Genomic DNA, 17,425 nt, shown 5'->3' on the forward strand with positions numbered 1-17,425 from the left:
GTAGAGCCAGTACGCGAAGGCGTTCAGCCGCGGGAACGCGACATCCGGAGCACCGATCTGCAGCGGCATCAGCACGTTCGTGAACCCCGCGAACAGCGGCGTCGCGAACATCAGCAGCATGATCGTGCCGTGCATCGTGAAGAGCTGGTTGTAGATCTCCGGCGTCGGCACGAGATGGAGGTCCGGGGCGGCCAGCTGCGCCCGGATCACCAGCGCCAGCACGCCGCCGATCAGGAAGTAGACGAACGACGTGATCAGGTAGAGGTACCCGATCTTCTTGTGGTCGGTGGTCGTGATCCACTCGACGACCACGTTCCCCTTGCGGCCCGGCCCCGCCGGCCGGATCGTCGGCTCGCTCTCCCACGGGCCTCGCAGCTCGGCCTCGCCGATTCCCCGCTCAGTGACGGTCATCCCTGGTCCTCCTGCCGGTACTGCTCGGCGTGCTGCGCGAGCCGCATGCCGTGTCCCGGAGCGGCCGGGTCCGGGGCGAGTGCGCCGTCGACGACCGGCAGCAGGCCGTCGAAGAGCGCGGTGTCGACCCGCAGGTGGTCGACGAAGTACTCGAGGTGCCGCGCGTTCGGGGTGGCGGCGGCCACGTGCACGGTCAGGTGCTGCCCGCAGTGCCCCGACACCTGCAGGCCGTGCAGGCCCGCGTACGCGGCCGCCTGCAGCCAGGCCGAGTAGCCGCCGCAGCGGGTGACGTCGAGCTGCAGGCACGCGACGGCGCCGGCCTCGACGAGCGCCGCGGCGTCGCTCGGCCGCCACACGTACTCCCCCGCGGCCACATCGGCGAGCGCGGCGGCACGCACCCTCGCCATCTGCTCGGGGTAGTCCGACGAGACCGGCTCCTCGAACCAGATCACGCCGTACTCGCGGAAGGCGTGCTCGGCCCGGATGGCCTCCCCGACGCTGTAGCCGCCGTTCGCGTCGACGAAGAGGCCGACGGCGTCCCCGACCGTGCGCCGGGCGAGCGCGATCCGCTCCAGGTCGCGGAGCGGATGGGCGCCCCACGACGCGCCGATCTTGATCTTCACGTTCCGGATGCCGAGCTCGAGCCAGCCGCGCAGCTCGTCCACGGTGCGCTCGTCTGGGTAGTCGGTGAACCCGCCGCTGCCGTAGACGGGGACGGCGTCATGGGCGCGGCCGATCAGGCCGGCGATGGAGCGGCCCAGGCGTCGGGCCTTCAGGTCCCAGAGCGCGATGTCGACGGCGGAGATCGCGGAGGCGACCACGCCCGTGGCGCCCATGTTGCGAGTCGCGGCGAGCATCCGGTGCCGCAGCCGCGGGAGGTCGTCCGCGTCCTCCCCCTCCAGCAGCGGGGCGAGCACGCGGGAGACGATCTGCGCCGCGCGGGGGTCGGTGTAGGACCAGCCGAGGCCGGACTCGCCGCCGGCCTCGGCCGTGACCGTCACCACGGTCGTCGCGTCCCAGGCGGCGGTGCCGTCGGTCTCCGGCATCGCGGTGGGTACGGTGAACACCGCCGTCCGCAGCGCGCGCAGCGTGCCCGTCATCGTCGTCAGTCGCGGTTCTGGTCGGCGCCGTGGCCGATGTGGAGCGCACCCCTCACGCGGTCGATGCCCTCGTGCGCGAGCGCCTCGGCCGAGTCGACGAGGGTGGGGACCTCGTGCGGGTCGCCCTTCAGCATCGCCTTGATCATGTTGTTGCGGTACTCCGAGGTGATCTTCGCGGGCAGCGGAGGCGCGTTGCGGGTCACGTAGTCGTCGATCACGGTGACCCCGCGGTGCGCGAGCGCCGCCTCGATCGCCGCGGCCGCGAAGTCGTCGTCCTTCACGCGGATGCCCTTGAAGCCGAGCAGCTCCGCCCACCCGGCGTAGTCGACGCTCTCCACGTCCTGCGACCCCTCCCAGACCGGGTTGCCGTCCTCGGTGCGCATCTCCCAGGAGACCTGGGCGAGGTCGTCGTTGTGCAGCACGATGACGATGAACTGCGGGTTCGACCACGTGTGCATGTACTTCTTGATGGTGATGAGCTCGTTCATCCCGAGCATCTGGAAGGCGCCGTCGCCGATCGTGCAGATCACGGTGCGCTCCGGGAACGCGAACTTCGCGGCCTCCGCGTAGGGCATCGCCGCGAGCATCGTGGCCAGCCGGCCGGACAGGTCGCCCTTCATCCCCCGGCGCAGGCGGATGTGGTGCCCGTACCAGTCGGCCGTGGTGCCGGCGTCGCAGGTGACGATCGCGTTCTCGGGAAGCCGGGTGTTCAGCTCGTGGAAGATCCGCCGCGGGTTGCCGCCGTCCGGGAAGGACTGCATCGCCTGGTCGAGCATCTCGCGCTCCCAGCCGGACCACTCCCCCTCGATCTTCTCCTGCCAGGACCGGTCGGTCTTCCTCTCCAGCATCGGGATGAGCGCGGTGAGCGTCGCCTTCACGTCGCCCCACAGGTTCACCTCGGTGGGGTAGCGCAAGCCGAGCTGCTCCGGCCGCAGGTCGACCTGGATCCCCCGCGCCTGCCCGGTCTTCGGCAGGAACTCGCCGTACGGGTAGTTGGTGCCGAGCATCAGCAACGTGTCGCAGTCCTGCATCTGGTGGAGGCTCGGCAGGGAGCCGAGGAGGCCGACCTGCTGCGTGTGGAACGGCACGTCGGACGGCACGACCTCCTTGCCGCGGAGGGCGGTGATGATGCCGGCGCCGGCGAGCGTGGCGGCCTCGATCACCTCGTCGGTCGCGCCCACGGCGCCGTGCCCGACGAGGAAGGTGACCCGCTCGCCGGCGTTGATGATGTCGGCGGCACGGCGGATCTCGTCGAGCGGCGGCGTGATGCCGACCTCGGCGGGCGCGTCGCTCGTTCGGGCGATCCAGTGGGCGGCGGTGGGCTCGACGGCCTTCATCGCCTGCACGTCGTGCGGGAACACGATCACGCACGGCTGCTTGCGGGCGATGGCCGTGCGGAACGCGGTGTCGATGACCGCCTGCGCTTGGGCCGGCGAGACGATGGTCTGCACGTACGCGGCGACGTCTGCGAACGTGCGCTCCAGGTTGTTCTCCTGCTGCGAGAACGTGCCGAGCGCATCGAGACCCTGCTGCCCCACGATCGCGACCACCGGCTGGTTGTCCATCTTCGCGTCGTAGAGCCCGTTCAGCATGTGGAACGCGCCCGGGCTGGAGGTCGCCATGCACACGCCCACCTCGCCCGTGAACTTCGCGTGCGCGGTCGCCATGAGCGCGCAGATCTCCTCGTGGGTGGGCCGGATGTAGTCGAGGCCCTCGCCGCGGCGGTCGGCCTTGCCGAGCGCGCCGTCGAGCTCGCCGATGCCGTCGCCGGGGAAGGCGAAGACCCGGCTCACCCCCCAGTCCTTCAGCCGCTGGATCAGAAAATCGCTGACCGTGTTCTTCGCCATCGTCTTCCCTCCGGTGTCGATCGACGCCCTGCTCGGACCGCTGGACGCTAGGGCGGGAACCTTCCCGGCTCGCCCCCGCGCGCTCGGTGCTTGCTGCACGCCGCAAACCACTTGCCATTGTGCAAACAATTCTCGGAACCAGGTGGGAACGGACCGAAGGACGCCGTGGGTTGCCACTTCCGGCCCTCGAACACGCGCTTCGAGGGCCAGAAGCGGCAACCCACGAGAGGCGGGTGCGTTCCGACGTCGGCGAGCGGGCGTCAGCGGGCGGCGAGGGCCTTCGGGCGCGGTGCGCGCGGGCGTCGCTGGCACACGGGGCAGAGGTGGCTCGAGCGGTTCATGAACGCCTCGCGCACGATGGGCGTGCCGCACCGGGGGCAGGGCTTCCCCTGCTGTCCGTAGGCGTTCAGCCGCTGCGAGAAGTATCCGGATGCGCCGTTCACGTTGACGTACTGGGCGTCGAAGCTGGTGCCGCCGTCGGCGAGGGCGCGCTCCAGCACGAGCCGCAGCTCGGCGAGCAGCCGGATCGCGGCGGCCCGCGGGAGGCGGTCGGTCGGCGCCTCGTAGTGCAGCTGCGCGGCCCAGAGCGCCTCGTCGGCGTAGATGTTGCCGACACCCGAGATGAGCGTCTGGTCGAGCAGCGCGCGCTTCACCCCGGTGCGCCGCGCACGGAGGCGGCGGAGGAAGTCGGCGTCGTCGAACGCGGGATCGAGCGGGTCGCGCGCGATGTGCGCCACCTGCGAGGGCACGACCGGCTCGTCGTCGCCGAGGCCGCCCGGCGCACCGTCGTCGGTCGGGACGAGCCGATCGATCGCGAGCGATCCGAAGATCCGCTGGTCGACGAACGCGACCGTGATCGGCCCGAAGGCGGGGTTCTCGAGCACGAGGCGCACGCGGAGCAGGCGGTCCGCATCCGCGTCCTCGGTGCGCAGCAGCATCTGGCCGCTCATGCCGAGGTGGGCGAGCACGGCTTCCGCGGGCCCGTCGTCGAGCGGGAGCCAGAGGAACTTGCCGCGACGGACGGCGCTGCGGATGCGGCGCCCCGCGAGCCGCTCCTCGAAGTCGGCGACGCCCTGCGGGTGCCGCTTCAGCGAGCGCGGCTCCACGACCTCCACGCCCGCGATGCGGGCGCCCGCGACGACGGGCTCGAGGCCGGCGCGGACGACCTCGACCTCGGGCAGCTCAGGCACGGTCCGGGGTCGCGCCCTCGGTCAGGTGCTGGAACGCGGCCCAGGCCGCTGCGGTCTCGGCCTGCTTCTTGCTCGTGCCCTCGCCGGTGGCGACGGCGAGATCGCCGACGGTGACGGTGGCTGTGAACACCCGCGAGTGCCCGGGGCCGGCGCCCTCCACCGCGTAGACGGGCGCGTCGGCACCGCGACGCGCGGCGACCTCCTGGAGCGCGGTCTTCGGATCGATCACCGCGCCGAAGCGGGTGGGATCATCCGCGAGCGGCGCGACGAGCCGCAGCACGAGCGCCTCGGCCGCCTCACTGCCCACGGCGAGGAAAGCGGCGCCGATCAGGGCTTCCACGGTGTCGGCGAGGATCGAGGCCTTCGCCTCGCCTCCGGTGCGCACCTCGCCGCGGCCGAGCCGGATGTGCCGGCCGAGCGCCATCCCCTCGGCGATCCGGGCGAGGGCCACGGTCGACACGAGCGCGGAGCGGCGCTTCGCGAGCTGCCCCTCCGCCTCGTCCGGGTACCGCTCGTAGAGCATCGCCGTGACGGCGCGGCCGAGCACGCTGTCGCCGAGGAACTCGAGTCGCTCGTTGTCGGGGACGCCGTGCTCGTAGGCGTAGGAGCGGTGCGTGAGCGCGAGCTCGAGCAGCGCGGGATCGATGTCGACCCCGAGCTGCTCGGTCAGGCTCGGTGCGGGCGCGTCAGCGCCGGGCACGTCAGGCGTCGGCGACCCGGCGGCCCTTGTACTCGAGGTACAGCGGCACGCCGTCGGAGCCCTCGACCACGCGGGCGCGGTGGGGCAGGGAGTACACGACCTTGCCGTTCTCGATCGTCTTGACCAGCGTGGGGGCCTCGGCCTTCCACTGCGAGCGGCGCGCGTGGGTGTTCGCGCGGGACTTGCGGCGCTTCGGAACCGCCATGGCTATCTCTCTTCTCTGTCGTCTGCGGCCGTGAAGCCCTGGAGTGCCGCCCAGCGGGCGTCCACGGACTTCGGGGCATCCGCCGTGATCAGGCTGATGCCGGGGCCGAGGTCGAGGTCCTGGCAGCCGTCGACGCATTCGGGCTGGAAGGGCAGTGCCAGCACCACCGCGTCCCGCACCACCGGCTCGAGGTCGAGCGTGTCGCCCTCGAGGGCATGGTCGAACGGCTCGTCTGAAGGATACGCGAAAAGCTCCGCGAACTCGACATCGATGGGCAGCGACACCGGCGCGAGGCAGCGGGCGCACTCGCCGTCGGCCTGCGTGTGCACCGAGCCGGATGCGAGGACGCCCTCGTGCAGCGACTCGAGCTTCAGGTCGATGTCGAGCCCGGTGCCCTCGGCGACGGCGACGAGGCCCTCACCGAGGTGCTCGGGAGCCGCGAACTCGAGGTGCCGCTCGCGCATGTCGCCCGGGTGGCGGATGAGGTCGCGCACGTTCTGCACGTAGGGGTTGCGGGCGATCACGAAGGGAGATTTTACGCCGCTCACATGCTGAGCCTGTGCGGGCGCCGGGGCACACCGAAGTCATCGCGCCGTTCCGGAGTTCCTGCGCGACACGCCGCGCCAGGCGCTCCGGCGGCGGCGTGTCGTCCGGTTTCTCCGGAACGGCGCGATGAACGCGGCGAGGGTCAGCGGCTACGGCAGGACGGCGTCGAGGATCGCGACCCCGCGCCGGACCTCCTCATCCGTCACGATGCACGGCGGCACGACGTGGATGCGGTTGTCCTGCACGAAGGGCAGCAGCCCTTCGGCCATCAGGTGCCGCTTGATCCCGGCCATGTCGGCGGCCGGCAGCGGCTCACGCGTCGCACGGTCGGCGACGAGCTCGAGCGCCCAGAAGACACCGAGGCCGCGCACCTCGCCGATCACCCGGTGGCGCTCGGCGAGCGCGTGGAGGGCCGGGCCGAGCACATCGGCGCCGATGCGGGCGGCGTTGTCGATGATCCCCTCCTCCCGCATCGCGTCGATCGAGGCGACGATCGAGGCCATCGCGAGTGGATGCCCGCTGTAGGTGAGCCCTCCGGGGAACACGCGGGTGTCGAACTCCGCGGCGATCGCGGGCGGGATCAGCACGCCGCCCGCGGGGACGTAGCCGGAGTTGACGCCCTTCGCGAAGGTGACGAGGTCCGGGACGACCCCGTCCGGGTTCAGCTGCGGGTTCTGGAAGGCGAACCAGTCCCCCGTACGACCGAAGCCCGCCATCACCTCGTCGAGGATGAGCACGATGCCGTAGCGGTCGGCGATCGCGCGGAGGCCGGCGAGCCAGCCGGGCGGCGGCACGAGCACGCCCGCGGTGCCCGGCACGGTCTCGACGAGCAGCGCCGCGATCGTGCCCGGCCCCTCGGCCTGGACGATCCGCTCGAGGGCGTGCAGCGCGCGCTCGGCCTCCTGCTCCGGCGACGTCGACCAGAACTCGCTCCGGTACGGGTAGGGCCCGAAGAAGTGCACGTGGCCGCGGGCGTACTCGTTCGGCATGCGCCGCCAGTCCCCCGTCGCGACGATCGCCGCGCCGGTGTTCCCATGGTACGAGCGGTAGGCGGAGAGCACCTTGTCGCGACCGGTCGTCAGGCGCGCGAGGCGGATGGCGTTCTCGTTCGCATCCGCACCGCCGTTGGTGAAGAACACGGCCGAGAACGGGTCGCCAGCGACCTCGAGGATCCGCTCGGCGGCGAGCCCCCGGGTGCGGTTCGCGTGCGCCGGGGCGACGGTCGGCAGCAGCGCCGCCTGCTCCTGGATCGCGGCGACGACCTTCGGATGCGTGTGGCCGATGTTCGTGTTGACGAGCTGGCTCGAGAAGTCGAGGTAGCGCTTCCCGTCCTCGTCCCAGACCTCGGATCCGGACGCGCCGGCGATCACGAACGGGGCGAGCGAGCCCTGCGCACTCCAGGAGTGGAACACGTGCCGATCGAGGTCGAGCGTGGTCGCGGCGTCCGCATCCGTCAGCGTCATGGTTCCTCCAGGGTCGGGCTCCAGTGTGGCCGATCGCGGGCGCCGGGTCAGGAGGCGGCGAGCACCGGGTCGCGAAGTGCGGGGATGACCGTCTCGCCGTATCGGCGGAGGGTCTCCTCCTTGTCGTCGTGCTGCAGGTAGATCGCGAACTGATCCACGCCGAGGGCCTTCAGGCGCTGCAGCCGCTCGATGTGGTCGGCGACGGGGCCGAGCACGCAGAACCGGTCGACGATCTTGTCGGGCACGAACGCCGTGTGCGTGTTCCCCGCGCGCCCGTGCTCGTTGTAGTCGTAGGACTCCCGGCCCGCGACGTAGTCGGTGAGCGCCGTCGGGACCGCGCCGCTGGTGCCGTACTTCGCGACGATGTCCGCGACGTGGTTGCCGACCATGCCGCCGAACCATCGGGTCTGCTCGCGGGCGTGCGCGAGGGCCGCCTCGCCGCCGTCGGTGACGTACGCCGGGGCGGCGACGCAGATCGTGATGGCGTCCGGATCCCTGCCGGCCGCGCTCGCCGCGGCCCGCACCGTCGCGATCATCCACTCGGCGATGTCGAGGTCGGCGAGCTGCAGCACGAAGCCGTCCGCCACCTCGCCCGCGAGCTTGAGCGCCAGCGGCCCGTACGCCGCCACCCAGACCTCGAGCTCGGAGCCGACGCTCCAGGGGAAGCGGATGGTCGCGCCCCGGTACTCGACCGAGCGCGAGTTGCCGAGCTCACGGATGACGTGGATCGCCTCGCGGAGCGTGGCGAGGCTCGCGGGCGCGCCGTTCGTCACGCGCACGGCGGAGTCGCCACGGCCGATCGCGCACACCGTGCGGTTGCCGTACATCTCGTTCAGGGTCGCGAAGACGCTCGCCGTGACGGTCCAGTCACGGGTGCTCGGGTTCGTCACGAAGGGGCCGACCTTGACGCGCTTCGTCTCGTTCAGGATCGCGGAGTGGATGACGTACGGCTCCTGCCAGAGCAGGTGCGAGTCGAAGGTCCAGACGTGGCTGAAGCCGAACTGCTCGGCGAGCCTCGCGAGGTGCACGGAGCGGGAGGCGGGCGGGTTGGTCTGCAGGACCACGCCGAAGTCCATGGCCGTCAGACCAGGTACTGCGACAGGCCGCGCTTGACGTAGACCCCGTCGCCCTTCGCGCCGAGGTACGCGCCGCCGTCGACGATCACCTTCCCGCGGGAGAGCACGGTGTCGACGTGGCCGTCGATCTCCCGCCCCTCCCACGCCGAGTAGTCCATGTTCATGTGGTGGGTCTTCCCGATCCCGATGCTCGTGCGGCCCTTCGGGTCGTACACGACGACGTCGCCGTCGGCGCCAGGCTGCAGCACGCCCTTGCGGCCGTACATCCCGAACATCCGGGCCGGGGTCGTGGCGGTGACCTCCACCCAGCGCTCGAGCGAGATGCGCCCCTCGACGACGCCCTGGTAGAGCAGGTCCATCCGGTGCTCGACCGAGCCGATGCCGTTCGGGATCTTCGAGAAGTCGCCGAGGCCGAGGTCCTTCTGGCCCTTCATGCAGAACGGGCAGTGGTCCGTCGAGACCATCTGCAGGTCGTTCGTGCGCAGCGCCTGCCACATGTGGTCCTGGTGGCCCTCGGCGCGGCTGCGGAGCGGGGTGGAGCAGACCCACTTCGCGCCCTCGAAGCCGGGCGCCCCGAGCTGCTCCTCGACCGAGAGGTAGAGGTACTGCGGGCAGGTCTCGCCGAAGACGTTGCTGCCGCGGTCGCGCGCCGCGGCGATCTGCTCGACGGCCTGCTTGGCGGAGACGTGCACGATGTAGAGGGGGGCGCCGGTGAGGTCGGCGATCATGATCGCCCGGTGCGTGGCCTCCTCCTCGGTCTGCCACGGTCTGGTGAGCCCGTGGTGGAGCGGCGCGGTGTTCCCCGCGGCGACCGCCTGCTCGACGAGCACGTCGATGACGCTGCCGTTCTCGGCGTGCATCATCATCAGCGCCCCGTTGCTCGCGCCCTTCTGGAAGGCGCGGAGGATCTGCCCGTCGTCGGACAGGAAGACGCCCTTGTAGGCCATGAAGAGCTTGAAGCTCGTCACGCCCTCCGCGATCAGCTCGTCCATCGCCGTCAGCGACTCCGGCTGGATGTCGGACAGGATCTGGTGGAAGCCGTAGTCGATCGCGCAGCTGCCATCCGCCTTCTCGTGCCAGGCGGCGAACCGGTCGAGGACGCGCTCGTGCGGGTACTGGACGACGAAGTCGACGATGGTCGTCGTGCCGCCCCAGGCGGCAGCGCGGGTGCCGGTCTCGAAGGTGTCCGAGGCGAAGGTGCCGCCGAACGGCATCTCCATGTGGGTGTGCGCGTCGACGCCGCCCGGGATCACGTACTTGCCGGCCGCGTCGATCACCCGATCGACGTGGGCCGCCACGTCGAAGCCGAGCAGCGTCGATCCGGGCGCGAGCACCGCGGCGATCGTCTCCCCGTCGATCAGCACGTCCGCCTTGGAGGAGCCGGTCGCGTTCACGACCGTGCCGCCTGCGATCAGGGTCCTGGTCATCCGGTCCTCCTCCTCGGCGCTTGCGATCAGGGCGCGGCGATCGCCGTGTAGGAGTCGGGGCGGCGATCGCGGAAGAACTGCCAGGCGTTGCGGACCTCGCGGATGAGATCGAGGTCCAGGTCCCGGATCACGACCTCCTCCTCCGCGGTGCTGCCGCGGTCGCCGACGAAGTCCCCCCGCGGATCGACGAACTGGCTCGTGCCGTAGAAGGGAACGGCCTTGTCGCCGAACTCGTTCGTCTCGCTGCCCACGCGGTTCGGCGCCGCGATGAAGTAGCCGTTCGCGGCGGCCGCGGCGGCCTGCTCGAGATCCCAGAGCCGGTTGGAGAGCCCGGGCTTCGTGGCGTTCGGGTTGAACACGATCTGCGCGCCGTTCAGCGCGAGCTCCCGCCAGCCCTCGGGGAAGTGCCGGTCGTAGCAGATGTAGACGCCGATCGCGCCGACGGCCGTGCGGAACACCGGGTAACCGAGGTTGCCGGGGCGGAAGTAGAACTTCTCCCAGAAGCTGTCGAGGTTCGGGATGTGGTTCTTCCGGTAGCTCCCGAGCACGCGGCCGTCCGCGTCGACGACGACGGCGGTGTTGTAGTAGACGCCGGGCTGCGCCTCCTCGTAGATGGGCAGCACCATCACCATGCCGAGCTCGGCGGCGAGCGCCGCGAACCGCTGCACGGTCGGCCCGTCCACGGGCTCCGCGTAGGCGTAGTACCTCGCGTCCTCGACGATGCCGAAGTACGGGCCGGTGAAGAGCTCCTGGAAGCAGATCACCTGCGCGCCCTCCGCCGCGGCGGACCGCGCGAAGCCCTCGTGCTTGTCGAGCATCGACGCCTGGTCGCCGGTCCAGGTCGTCTGGGTGATCGCTGCGCGGACGACGCTCATCGGGTGGTACCTCCAGCCATCGGTTCCTCCCGGACCCGCAGCGGCGGGTGAGGCCCATCGTGGCACTCGGCAGCGCCCGGGACCACTGTCGGGCGCCGCTGCCCGCTGGTACCGTCCCGCCATGACCCCGCAGCGCATCCAGGAGCTCGCGTTCCTGCGGCGCGCCCGCGACCTGATGGACCGCGAGTACGCCCTGCCGCTCGACGTCGTGACGATGGCGCAGCACGCCGCGATGTCGCCCGCGCACTTCTCGCGCCGCTTCAAGGACGCCTACGGGGAGACACCGTACGGCTACCTCATGACGCGGCGCGTGGAGCGCGCGATGGCGCTGCTCCGCGCCGGCGCGAGCGTCACCGAGGCGTGCATGGCCGTGGGATGTACTTCGCTCGGGTCGTTCAGCTCGCGGTTCACGGAGCTCGTCGGCGAGACGCCGTCCGCGTACCGGGCCCGCTCGCATCCGGCGGTCGAGGCGATGCCGAGCTGCGTCGCGAAGGTGCTCACCCGGCCGCGCCGTTCGCGGACGCCATCCGCACAGCGGTAGGGATCCGCCGCCGGTCCCGAAGCCGTGCGTCGCAGATCGAGCAGGATTCGAGAAGCACCGGTGACCTGCCGCTCCTAGCGTCGCTGCCATGAACGTCGCACTCCAGTACTGCAACGTCACGGTCAACGACCCCGACGAGTCCCTCCCCTTCTACCGCGACGGCCTCGGGCTCGAAGTCGTGAACGACGTCTCCTCCGGCGGCCACCGCTGGGTCACCCTCGGCAGCGACGCCCAGCCGGGTCTCGGCATCGTGCTCTCCGACCCGCACGCGGGCCGCTCGCAGGCCGACGGCGACGCCTTGCAGGAGCTGCTCGTCAAGGGCGCCCTCGGGCCGATCGTCTTCGCAACCGCCGACCTCGACGGCGCCTTCGAGCGCATCCGCGCCGCCGGCGCCGAGGTGCTGCAGGAGCCCATCGACCAGCCGTGGGGCCCGCGCGACTGCGCCTTCCGCGACCCGTCGGGCAACACGGTGCGCATCAGCCAGACGGCCTGAGGTCGCAGGCGGGTTCCGTAGGGTTGGCGGGTGCCCGCTCCCCGCATCGTCGTGCTCGCCGGTGGCGTCGGAGGGGCCAAGTTCGTCCGCGGTCTGCGGCAGCACTGCCGCACGGTCTGGCCAGACGGGCAGGGCGGCACCACCGCCCTGATCACCGTCGTCGTGAACACCGGCGACGACCTCTGGCTCGCCGGCCTGCGCATCACGCCCGACCTCGACTCCCTGCTCTACGCGCTCGCCGGCGTGAACGACACGGCTCGCGGATGGGGCAGGGCCGGCGAGTCCGAGCGGGTGAGCGGCGAGCTCACCGCCTACGGCGTCGGCTGGCCGTGGTTCACCCTCGGCGACCTCGACCTCGGCACCCACATCGCCCGCACCGCACTGCTCAAGCAGGGGCTGCCGCTGTCGGCGGTCGTCGAGCGCCTGTCAGCGCGTTGGCCGCTCGGCGTGCGGCTCGTCCCCGCCACGGACGACGAGGTCGAGACGCACGTGCTCGTGCACGAGGACGGCGAGGCGCGCGAGCTGCACTTCGAGGAGTGGTGGGTCCGCACCCGGGCCAAGCTGGCCGCCGAGCGGTTCGTGCAGGCCGGCGCCGAGAGCGCGCAGCCCGCGCCCGCGGTCGCCCCGGCGCTCGCGGCGGCGGACGTGGTGCTGCTCGCGCCCTCGAACCCGGTGGTGTCGATCGGCACGATCCTCGGCGTCCCCGGACTGCGCGACGCGCTGCTCGCGACGCCGGCCCCGATCATCGGGGTCTCCCCCATCATCGGCGGCTCCGCGGTGCGCGGGATGGCCGACGCCTGCCTCAAGGCGATCGGCGTCGCCACGAGCGCGGATGCGGTCGGGCGCCACTACGGCGCCCGGTCCTCGGGAGGCCTGCTCGACGGCTGGCTCGTCGACCGCTCCGACGCCGCGGTGGTCGAAGGGCTGACCGCCGACGGCATCCCGTCGCGCGCGGTCCCCCTCTGGATGCACGACGACACGGCGTCGGCCGCGATCGCCGCGGAGGCCCTCGCCCTCGCCGAGCGCTGACCCACCCGCCCCCTCACCTTCGAGGTGAGTTGCCACTTCCGGCCCTCTAAGCGCCCCTTCAAGGGCCAGAAGTGGCAAGTCACCGGGTGGTCAGGTGGTCAGGACCTCAGTCGGCGGTGCGCATCCACCGCAGTCCGTAGGCCGGCAGCATGCCGTCCGCGTCGAGCTCGTCGCCGAGCAGCAGCTCCGCGTCCTGCAGCGCCTCGGGCAGCGGCCGCGGCCCCGCGGCGAGGTTGTGCGCCGCCACCACCTCGTCGTACCGGAAGACCACGAGCGCGGGATCGGCGTCGAGCCGCTCGACCTGCGGCGACGCGATGCCGGGGTGCTCGCGCCACAAGCGGGTGAGCGCGCGGGTCAGGTGCAGCAGGCTGCCCGGATCCCGCTCCTGGTCGGCGACGTTCACCCGCCCGATGCCGTAGGGCCCGTCGGTGACGAGGTGAGCGGCCTCACCCTCGCGGCTCGTCGAGAAGCCGCCACCCGGCTCCGGCGACCACTGCATCGGCAGCCGCACGGCCGCCCGCCCCTCGAGCGAGAGGTCGTCGCCCGTGCCGATCTCCTGGCCGGCGACGAGCAGCGGGGCGCCCGGCAGTGCGAACAGCAGGCTCAGGGTCATCCGCGTGCGGGCTGAGTGCTCCATCATCGGCGCCCATCCGCGCCGGATGCCGCGCCCGTAGATCCGCTCGTCCTCCCTCGGCGCGAAGACGCCGAACACCCGGTCGCGGTCCTCGTCGGAGAGGTGCGACAGGTTCAGCTCGTCGAGGTTGCGGAGGAACTGCCGCCAGGCGCCGTGCTTCACGGCGTCGTCGTGCCGGGCGACGGCCGCGCAGAGCGGTCCGGCGTCCTCGATCGCGAGGGAGTGCAGAAGCGCGTTGTTCGGCAGGAAGGCGAGCAGCTGATCGATGCGCCCCTTGTCGAAGTAGGTGGGCAGCTGCTCGGGCGGGAGGTCGACCTCGCCGAGCAGCGCGACCTCCGGGGCCCGCTTCCTCAGGTAGCGGTGGAGGTCGTCGAGCCGCTTCCCGGCGTTCGCCTGGTCTCCGGGCAGGCCGATGTCGGCGAAGAGCAGGCCGGCGGCGTCGATCCGGAACGCGTCGGCGCCGAGCGCGATCCAGAAGTCGAGGATGCCCTTCACCTGCTCCCAGACGGCATCGGAGGCGATCCGCAGGTCCGGCTCGAAGTCGTAGAACTGGTGGCGGTAGAAGGCGCGGGCCCGCTCGGACCACGACCAGATGCCGCCCGTATGCGGTTCGCCCGGGAAGGCGCTCTGCGACTCGCTGTCGGGCGGCTCGGTCTCGCTCCAGATGTAGTACTCGCGGAACCGGCTGCGCGGATCCGACTCGGCCGCCTGGAACCACGGATGCCGGTTCGAGGTGTGGTGCAGCACCATGTCGAGCAGCAGCCGGATGCCGCGCGCGTGGGCCTGCTCGGCGAGCAGCCGGAAGTCGTCGAGCGTCCCCATGCGCGGGTCGACGCCGAGCTGGTTCGTCACGTCGTAGCCGTTGTCGCGCCGCTCGCTCGGGTAGAACGGCAGCAGCCAGATGCAGTCCGTGCCGAGGTCCTTGATGTGGTCGAGGCGGGACGCGAGGCCCTTCAGGTCGCCGTTCCCGTCGGCGTCGGAGTCCTGGTAGCGCAGCACGTCGACGCCGTAGATCACGGCCCGGTGGATCCAGTCGGGCGATCCGGGCGAGTCACCCGGTCCCTGCTCCTGACGCGGGTCCTCGTGACGCTCCTCGGTCATCGCGCCAGTGTCCCGCATCCGGCTGCGCAGCCAGGAGACTCTGAGCGCATGCACGGAAGCGCTGGTCAGCGCTCGATCGGGCGCGATCCGGTCGCCGACGGGAGGGCGCCCCGTGGGTCAGGCGGTCTGCCGGACCGACGAGCGCTGCGACGGCGCCAGGCCGAGCAGCGCCGAGGTGTGCCGCCCGACGCCGAGGCGGATGGCCGCCTGCAGGTCCTCCGGGGTGTCGACATCGCGGCGGAGCCCCTCGGGCGCGCGGAGCATCCGGTGCCCCAGCTCGCGATGCCGCCGGGCGGAGCCGACGCCGAACGCCGGGATGAGCGGGACGCCGGGTTCGGCGGTGATCATGACGGTGCCGCTGCCCGTCGCGTCCGGCACGACGCCGAGCGGCAGCTCCTCCGCGGCGGCGAGGGTGTCCTCGAGGTCCTCGGAGGTGAGCGCCGGCAGGTCGCCGAGGAGCACGGCCTGGCCGTACTCGGGCCACGACTCCTGGGCGTATCGAAGCCCGTCGGCGATCGCGTTGTTCAGGCCCGGCACCCGCTGCGTGCGCACGGTGACGGCGACCGGCAGGCCGAGGTCCTCGACGAGCGCGGGGTCGTCGGTCATCACGAGGATCATCCGCACCCGGGCCACACCGGCGACCGCGTCGAGCGTGTCGCGGGCGATCGCCTCGGCCACCGCGGCGCGGTCGGCACGCGGGTGCAGCCGCGTCTTGGCATCCGCGAACCGCTTGATCGGTACGAGCACGACCCAATCGATCACGGCGCGTCTCCCCTCTCGTTGTCTCCGAGCCAACCCGTGGACTCCCGCGATCCTTCCGCGTAGCCGTCACGGTATCCGTCGGCATAGGCCTCGTCGGTCCCGCGCCGGAACATGTCCTCGGGGCCGACCCGTACCAGGCTGCGGGCCCCGGGTCCGTCCTCGTCGGTGACGAACGCGCCGAGCCCGCGCACGACGGCCACCGGACGGTTCGCGGTCTTGCCCTTGACGAGGTCGGCCATGGACGCGATCTCGTCCGCGACGGCCACCACGGTGACATCCATCCGCCTGCCGGTCGCATCCGGGGTGCCGCGCAGGTCGTCGACGACCGAGACGCCGGCGGCGCCGATCGCGACATCGATCTGACCGGTGCGCCAGGGGCGGCCGAGCGTGTCGGTGACGACCACGCCGAGGCGCACCCCGAAGCGCTCGGCGAGGCCGGCGCGCAGACGGGCGGCGGATGCGTCGGGATCCTCCGGGAGGAGCAGCACCGTGCCCTCGGCGACGTTGCTCGCGTCGACGCCGGCGGCGGCGCCGACGATGCCGAGGCGGTTCTCGACGATGCGGGTGAGCGCGCCGGTCGGCTGGCGGCGGGTCGCGACGACCCGGACGGTCTCGTCGGTGATCGCCTGCTCGCGGTCGTCCGCACGCACCGCGCGGCCCTCCGCCTTCGAGACGATCTTGCTCGAGACGACCACGAGGTCGCCGTCCTCGAGCGCGCCGACGGCATCCGCGACCAGCGCGACGAGGTCCGTGCCGACCTCGACCTCGGGGATGCCGTCGGGCGCGAAGGCGCTGATCATGGCCCCATCCTTCCACCGCGGGGCGACGGCCTCCGGCGAGCGGGCTGGGCGCTCAGGCGCGGGCGGCGATACGGAGCGAGCGCTCCGCGAGCTCGCGCAGGTGCTCGTGCAGCCGCACCACGCCCGCGGCGTCCGCGTCGAGCAGCGCCGCCGCGTCGTCCGGGTCCTGCCGCTGGAACCAGCCGCCGATGGTGATGCCGTGCTCCGGGCGCTCGACGACCTCGATCGCGTCGCCCTGCCGGATGACGCCGGCGCGCACCACGCGGAAGTAGGCACCGGGGGCGCCGTGCTCGCGGAAGCGGTCCTGCCAGCCGGTCAGCCCCATCCGCCGCTCGAAGGTGCCGCAGGGCGTGCGAGGTGCCGTGGCCTCGAGCAGCAGCTGCTCGCCGACACGCCACCGCTCGCCGATGACCGCGCCGGTCACGTCGACGCCGCGGGTGGTGACGTTCTCTCCGAACAGGCCGGGCGGCACGTCGCGGCCCAGCTCTCGGGCGAAGAAGGCGGCGTCCTCCTCGGCGTAGGCGTAGACGGCCTGGTCGACGCCCCCGTGGTGCTCCCGGCTCGCCTGCACGTCCGCGAACAGCCCGTACTTCGACACCCGCACGGCCGTCGTGACGGGCCGCTTGTCGATGCCGGTGACCCCGTTGCCGCGGTCGGGCAGCAGGGCGTGGACGCGGCACACGGCGGCGAGCAGCCCCGTCACGAGGCGGGCCGTCCGCCGGGCTGCAGCACCTCGGCGACGGCCTTCGGCACGTACGGGGCGATGTCCCCGCCGAGCGACGCGACCTGCCGCACGAGCGAGCTGGAGACGTGGCTCGTGCCCGGGTCGCCGATGAGGAACAGCGTCTCGATGCCGGCGAGGTCGCGGTTCACCATCGCCATCGGCGTCTCGTACTCGGTGTCGGTGGCCGAGCGGATGCCCTTCACGAGCACCTGCGCCCCCACCTCGACGCAGTAGTCGACGAGCAGGCCGACGCTCCACGAGTCGACGACCACGTCGCCCTCGATGCCGGCGTCGGCGATCGCCTGCTGGAGCAGCGCGACGCGCTGCGTGAACGGCAGCAGCGCGGCCTTGCCGGGGTTGTGCGTGACGACGACGTGCAGCCGGTCGAAGAGCGGCGCCGCGCGGCGCACGATGTCGAGATGCCCCAGTGTGACCGGGTCGAAGGAACCGGGGATCACGGCGACGCGGGGCATGATGCGCTCAGGCTACCTGGGGATCCGG

At 72.0% G+C, this 17,425-nt stretch carries 19 protein-coding genes; 3 read left to right on the plus strand and 16 right to left on the minus strand.

Features of this window, described 5'->3' with window-relative positions:
• The 11 genes from VIG76_RS05640 to VIG76_RS05690 all read right to left on the minus strand — a co-directional run.
• Positions 1–411, minus strand: a 411-nt coding sequence (locus VIG76_RS05640) for a cbb3-type cytochrome c oxidase subunit I (protein ID WP_331951958.1), incomplete at its 3' end; no start/stop codon positions are given.
• Positions 408–1,511: an enolase C-terminal domain-like protein gene (locus VIG76_RS05645; RefSeq protein WP_331951960.1), complete on the minus strand. Its 1,104-nt coding sequence runs from the start codon at positions 1,509–1,511 to the stop codon at positions 408–410. The genes VIG76_RS05640 and VIG76_RS05645, both read right to left, overlap by 4 nt.
• A 5-nt stretch (positions 1,512–1,516) precedes the next feature.
• Positions 1,517–3,358, minus strand: a complete 1,842-nt coding sequence (locus VIG76_RS05650; RefSeq protein WP_331951962.1) for a thiamine pyrophosphate-requiring protein — start codon at positions 3,356–3,358, stop codon at positions 1,517–1,519.
• Between the two features lie 260 nt (positions 3,359–3,618).
• A complete protein-coding gene (mutM, locus tag VIG76_RS05655; RefSeq protein ID WP_331951964.1) occupies positions 3,619–4,548 on the minus strand; it encodes a bifunctional DNA-formamidopyrimidine glycosylase/DNA-(apurinic or apyrimidinic site) lyase in 930 nt (309 codons plus the stop codon).
• Positions 4,541–5,248, minus strand: a complete 708-nt coding sequence (rnc, locus tag VIG76_RS05660) for a ribonuclease III (protein WP_331951966.1) — start codon at positions 5,246–5,248, stop codon at positions 4,541–4,543. The genes mutM and rnc overlap by 8 nt, the downstream gene beginning before the upstream one ends.
• 1 nt (position 5,249) lies before the next feature.
• Entirely contained in the window at positions 5,250–5,453 is a 204-nt protein-coding gene (gene rpmF, locus VIG76_RS05665; RefSeq protein WP_331951968.1) for a 50S ribosomal protein L32, read from the minus strand.
• A gap of 2 nt (positions 5,454–5,455) precedes the next feature.
• Positions 5,456–5,977, minus strand: a complete 522-nt coding sequence (locus tag VIG76_RS05670; protein ID WP_331951970.1) for a YceD family protein — start codon at positions 5,975–5,977, stop codon at positions 5,456–5,458.
• A 171-nt stretch (positions 5,978–6,148) separates the two neighbouring features.
• Positions 6,149–7,462 carry an aspartate aminotransferase family protein gene (locus tag VIG76_RS05675; protein ID WP_331951972.1) on the minus strand — a complete coding sequence of 438 codons (1,314 nt, stop codon included), beginning with the start codon at positions 7,460–7,462 and terminating at the stop codon, positions 6,149–6,151.
• 47 nt (positions 7,463–7,509) lie between these two features.
• Positions 7,510–8,538 (minus strand): TIGR03842 family LLM class F420-dependent oxidoreductase, encoded by a 1,029-nt coding sequence (locus VIG76_RS05680; protein WP_331951974.1) that lies wholly within the window; start codon positions 8,536–8,538, stop codon positions 7,510–7,512.
• A 5-nt stretch (positions 8,539–8,543) separates the two neighbouring features.
• Complete coding sequence (gene hydA / locus VIG76_RS05685; RefSeq protein ID WP_331951976.1) at positions 8,544–9,965, minus strand: dihydropyrimidinase; 1,422 nt, start codon at positions 9,963–9,965, stop codon at positions 8,544–8,546.
• Between the two features lie 26 nt (positions 9,966–9,991).
• The gene (locus tag VIG76_RS05690; protein ID WP_331951978.1) at positions 9,992–10,840 is read right to left on the minus strand and encodes a nitrilase-related carbon-nitrogen hydrolase; all 849 of its coding nucleotides are present in this window, start codon (positions 10,838–10,840) and stop codon (positions 9,992–9,994) included.
• A 121-nt stretch (positions 10,841–10,961) separates the two neighbouring features.
• Between VIG76_RS05690 and VIG76_RS05695 the strand changes: the two genes are divergently transcribed.
• The 3 genes from VIG76_RS05695 to cofD all read left to right on the plus strand — a co-directional run bounded on the left by VIG76_RS05695 (position 10,962) and on the right by cofD (position 12,903).
• Positions 10,962–11,381 carry a helix-turn-helix transcriptional regulator gene (locus tag VIG76_RS05695; protein ID WP_331951980.1) on the plus strand — a complete coding sequence of 140 codons (420 nt, stop codon included), beginning with the start codon at positions 10,962–10,964 and terminating at the stop codon, positions 11,379–11,381.
• Between the two features lie 88 nt (positions 11,382–11,469).
• Positions 11,470–11,874, plus strand: coding sequence for a VOC family protein (locus VIG76_RS05700; protein ID WP_331951982.1), 405 nt, complete (start codon positions 11,470–11,472; stop codon positions 11,872–11,874).
• Positions 11,875–11,904: 30 nt separating this feature from the next.
• Positions 11,905–12,903: a 2-phospho-L-lactate transferase gene (gene cofD, locus VIG76_RS05705; RefSeq protein WP_331951984.1), complete on the plus strand. Its 999-nt coding sequence runs from the start codon at positions 11,905–11,907 to the stop codon at positions 12,901–12,903.
• A gap of 106 nt (positions 12,904–13,009) precedes the next feature.
• Here cofD and VIG76_RS05710 read toward each other — a convergent pair whose 3' ends face one another.
• The 5 genes from VIG76_RS05710 to coaD form a co-directional block, all read right to left on the minus strand.
• Positions 13,010–14,638, minus strand: a complete 1,629-nt coding sequence (locus tag VIG76_RS05710; RefSeq protein ID WP_331951986.1) for an alpha-amylase family glycosyl hydrolase — start codon at positions 14,636–14,638, stop codon at positions 13,010–13,012.
• Between the two features lie 117 nt (positions 14,639–14,755).
• On the minus strand, positions 14,756–15,400 hold the full coding sequence (gene cofC, locus VIG76_RS05715; protein WP_331951988.1) for a 2-phospho-L-lactate guanylyltransferase: 645 nt from the start codon (positions 15,398–15,400) through the stop codon (positions 14,756–14,758).
• On the minus strand, positions 15,397–16,200 hold the full coding sequence (locus VIG76_RS05720) for a coenzyme F420-0:L-glutamate ligase (protein ID WP_331951990.1): 804 nt from the start codon (positions 16,198–16,200) through the stop codon (positions 15,397–15,399). Before VIG76_RS05720 ends, cofC begins: the two co-directional genes overlap by 4 nt.
• Positions 16,201–16,252: 52 nt before the next feature.
• On the minus strand, positions 16,253–16,903 hold the full coding sequence (locus VIG76_RS05725) for an MOSC domain-containing protein (RefSeq protein ID WP_331951992.1): 651 nt from the start codon (positions 16,901–16,903) through the stop codon (positions 16,253–16,255).
• The gene (gene coaD / locus VIG76_RS05730) at positions 16,900–17,397 is read right to left on the minus strand and encodes a pantetheine-phosphate adenylyltransferase (RefSeq protein ID WP_331951994.1); all 498 of its coding nucleotides are present in this window, start codon (positions 17,395–17,397) and stop codon (positions 16,900–16,902) included. Before coaD ends, VIG76_RS05725 begins: the two co-directional genes overlap by 4 nt.
• Positions 17,398–17,425 lie beyond the last annotated feature (28 nt).

It is taken from the genome of Amnibacterium sp. (assembly GCF_036559085.1).
Lineage (GTDB): Bacteria > Actinomycetota > Actinomycetes > Actinomycetales > Microbacteriaceae > Amnibacterium.

What these genes read in the sequence shown, in the direction of transcription:
- VIG76_RS05645 (WP_331951960.1), bottom strand. Translation starts at nt 1,511, where the DNA reads ATGACGGGCACGCTGCGCGCGCTGCGGACGGCGGTGTTCACCGTACCC.
- VIG76_RS05650 (WP_331951962.1), bottom strand. Translation starts at nt 3,358, where the DNA reads ATGGCGAAGAACACGGTCAGCGATTTTCTGATCCAGCGGCTGAAGGAC.
- rpmF (WP_331951968.1), bottom strand. Translation starts at nt 5,453, where the DNA reads ATGGCGGTTCCGAAGCGCCGCAAGTCCCGCGCGAACACCCACGCGCGC.
- VIG76_RS05675 (WP_331951972.1), bottom strand. Translation starts at nt 7,462, where the DNA reads ATGACGCTGACGGATGCGGACGCCGCGACCACGCTCGACCTCGATCGG.
- VIG76_RS05680 (WP_331951974.1), bottom strand. Translation starts at nt 8,538, where the DNA reads ATGGACTTCGGCGTGGTCCTGCAGACCAACCCGCCCGCCTCCCGCTCC.
- hydA (WP_331951976.1), bottom strand. Translation starts at nt 9,965, where the DNA reads ATGACCAGGACCCTGATCGCAGGCGGCACGGTCGTGAACGCGACCGGC.
- VIG76_RS05690 (WP_331951978.1), bottom strand. Translation starts at nt 10,840, where the DNA reads ATGAGCGTCGTCCGCGCAGCGATCACCCAGACGACCTGGACCGGCGAC.
- VIG76_RS05695 (WP_331951980.1), top strand. Translation starts at nt 10,962, where the DNA reads ATGACCCCGCAGCGCATCCAGGAGCTCGCGTTCCTGCGGCGCGCCCGC.
- VIG76_RS05700 (WP_331951982.1), top strand. Translation starts at nt 11,470, where the DNA reads ATGAACGTCGCACTCCAGTACTGCAACGTCACGGTCAACGACCCCGAC.
- VIG76_RS05710 (WP_331951986.1), bottom strand. Translation starts at nt 14,638, where the DNA reads ATGACCGAGGAGCGTCACGAGGACCCGCGTCAGGAGCAGGGACCGGGT.
- VIG76_RS05720 (WP_331951990.1), bottom strand. Translation starts at nt 16,200, where the DNA reads ATGATCAGCGCCTTCGCGCCCGACGGCATCCCCGAGGTCGAGGTCGGC.
- coaD (WP_331951994.1), bottom strand. Translation starts at nt 17,397, where the DNA reads ATGCCCCGCGTCGCCGTGATCCCCGGTTCCTTCGACCCGGTCACACTG.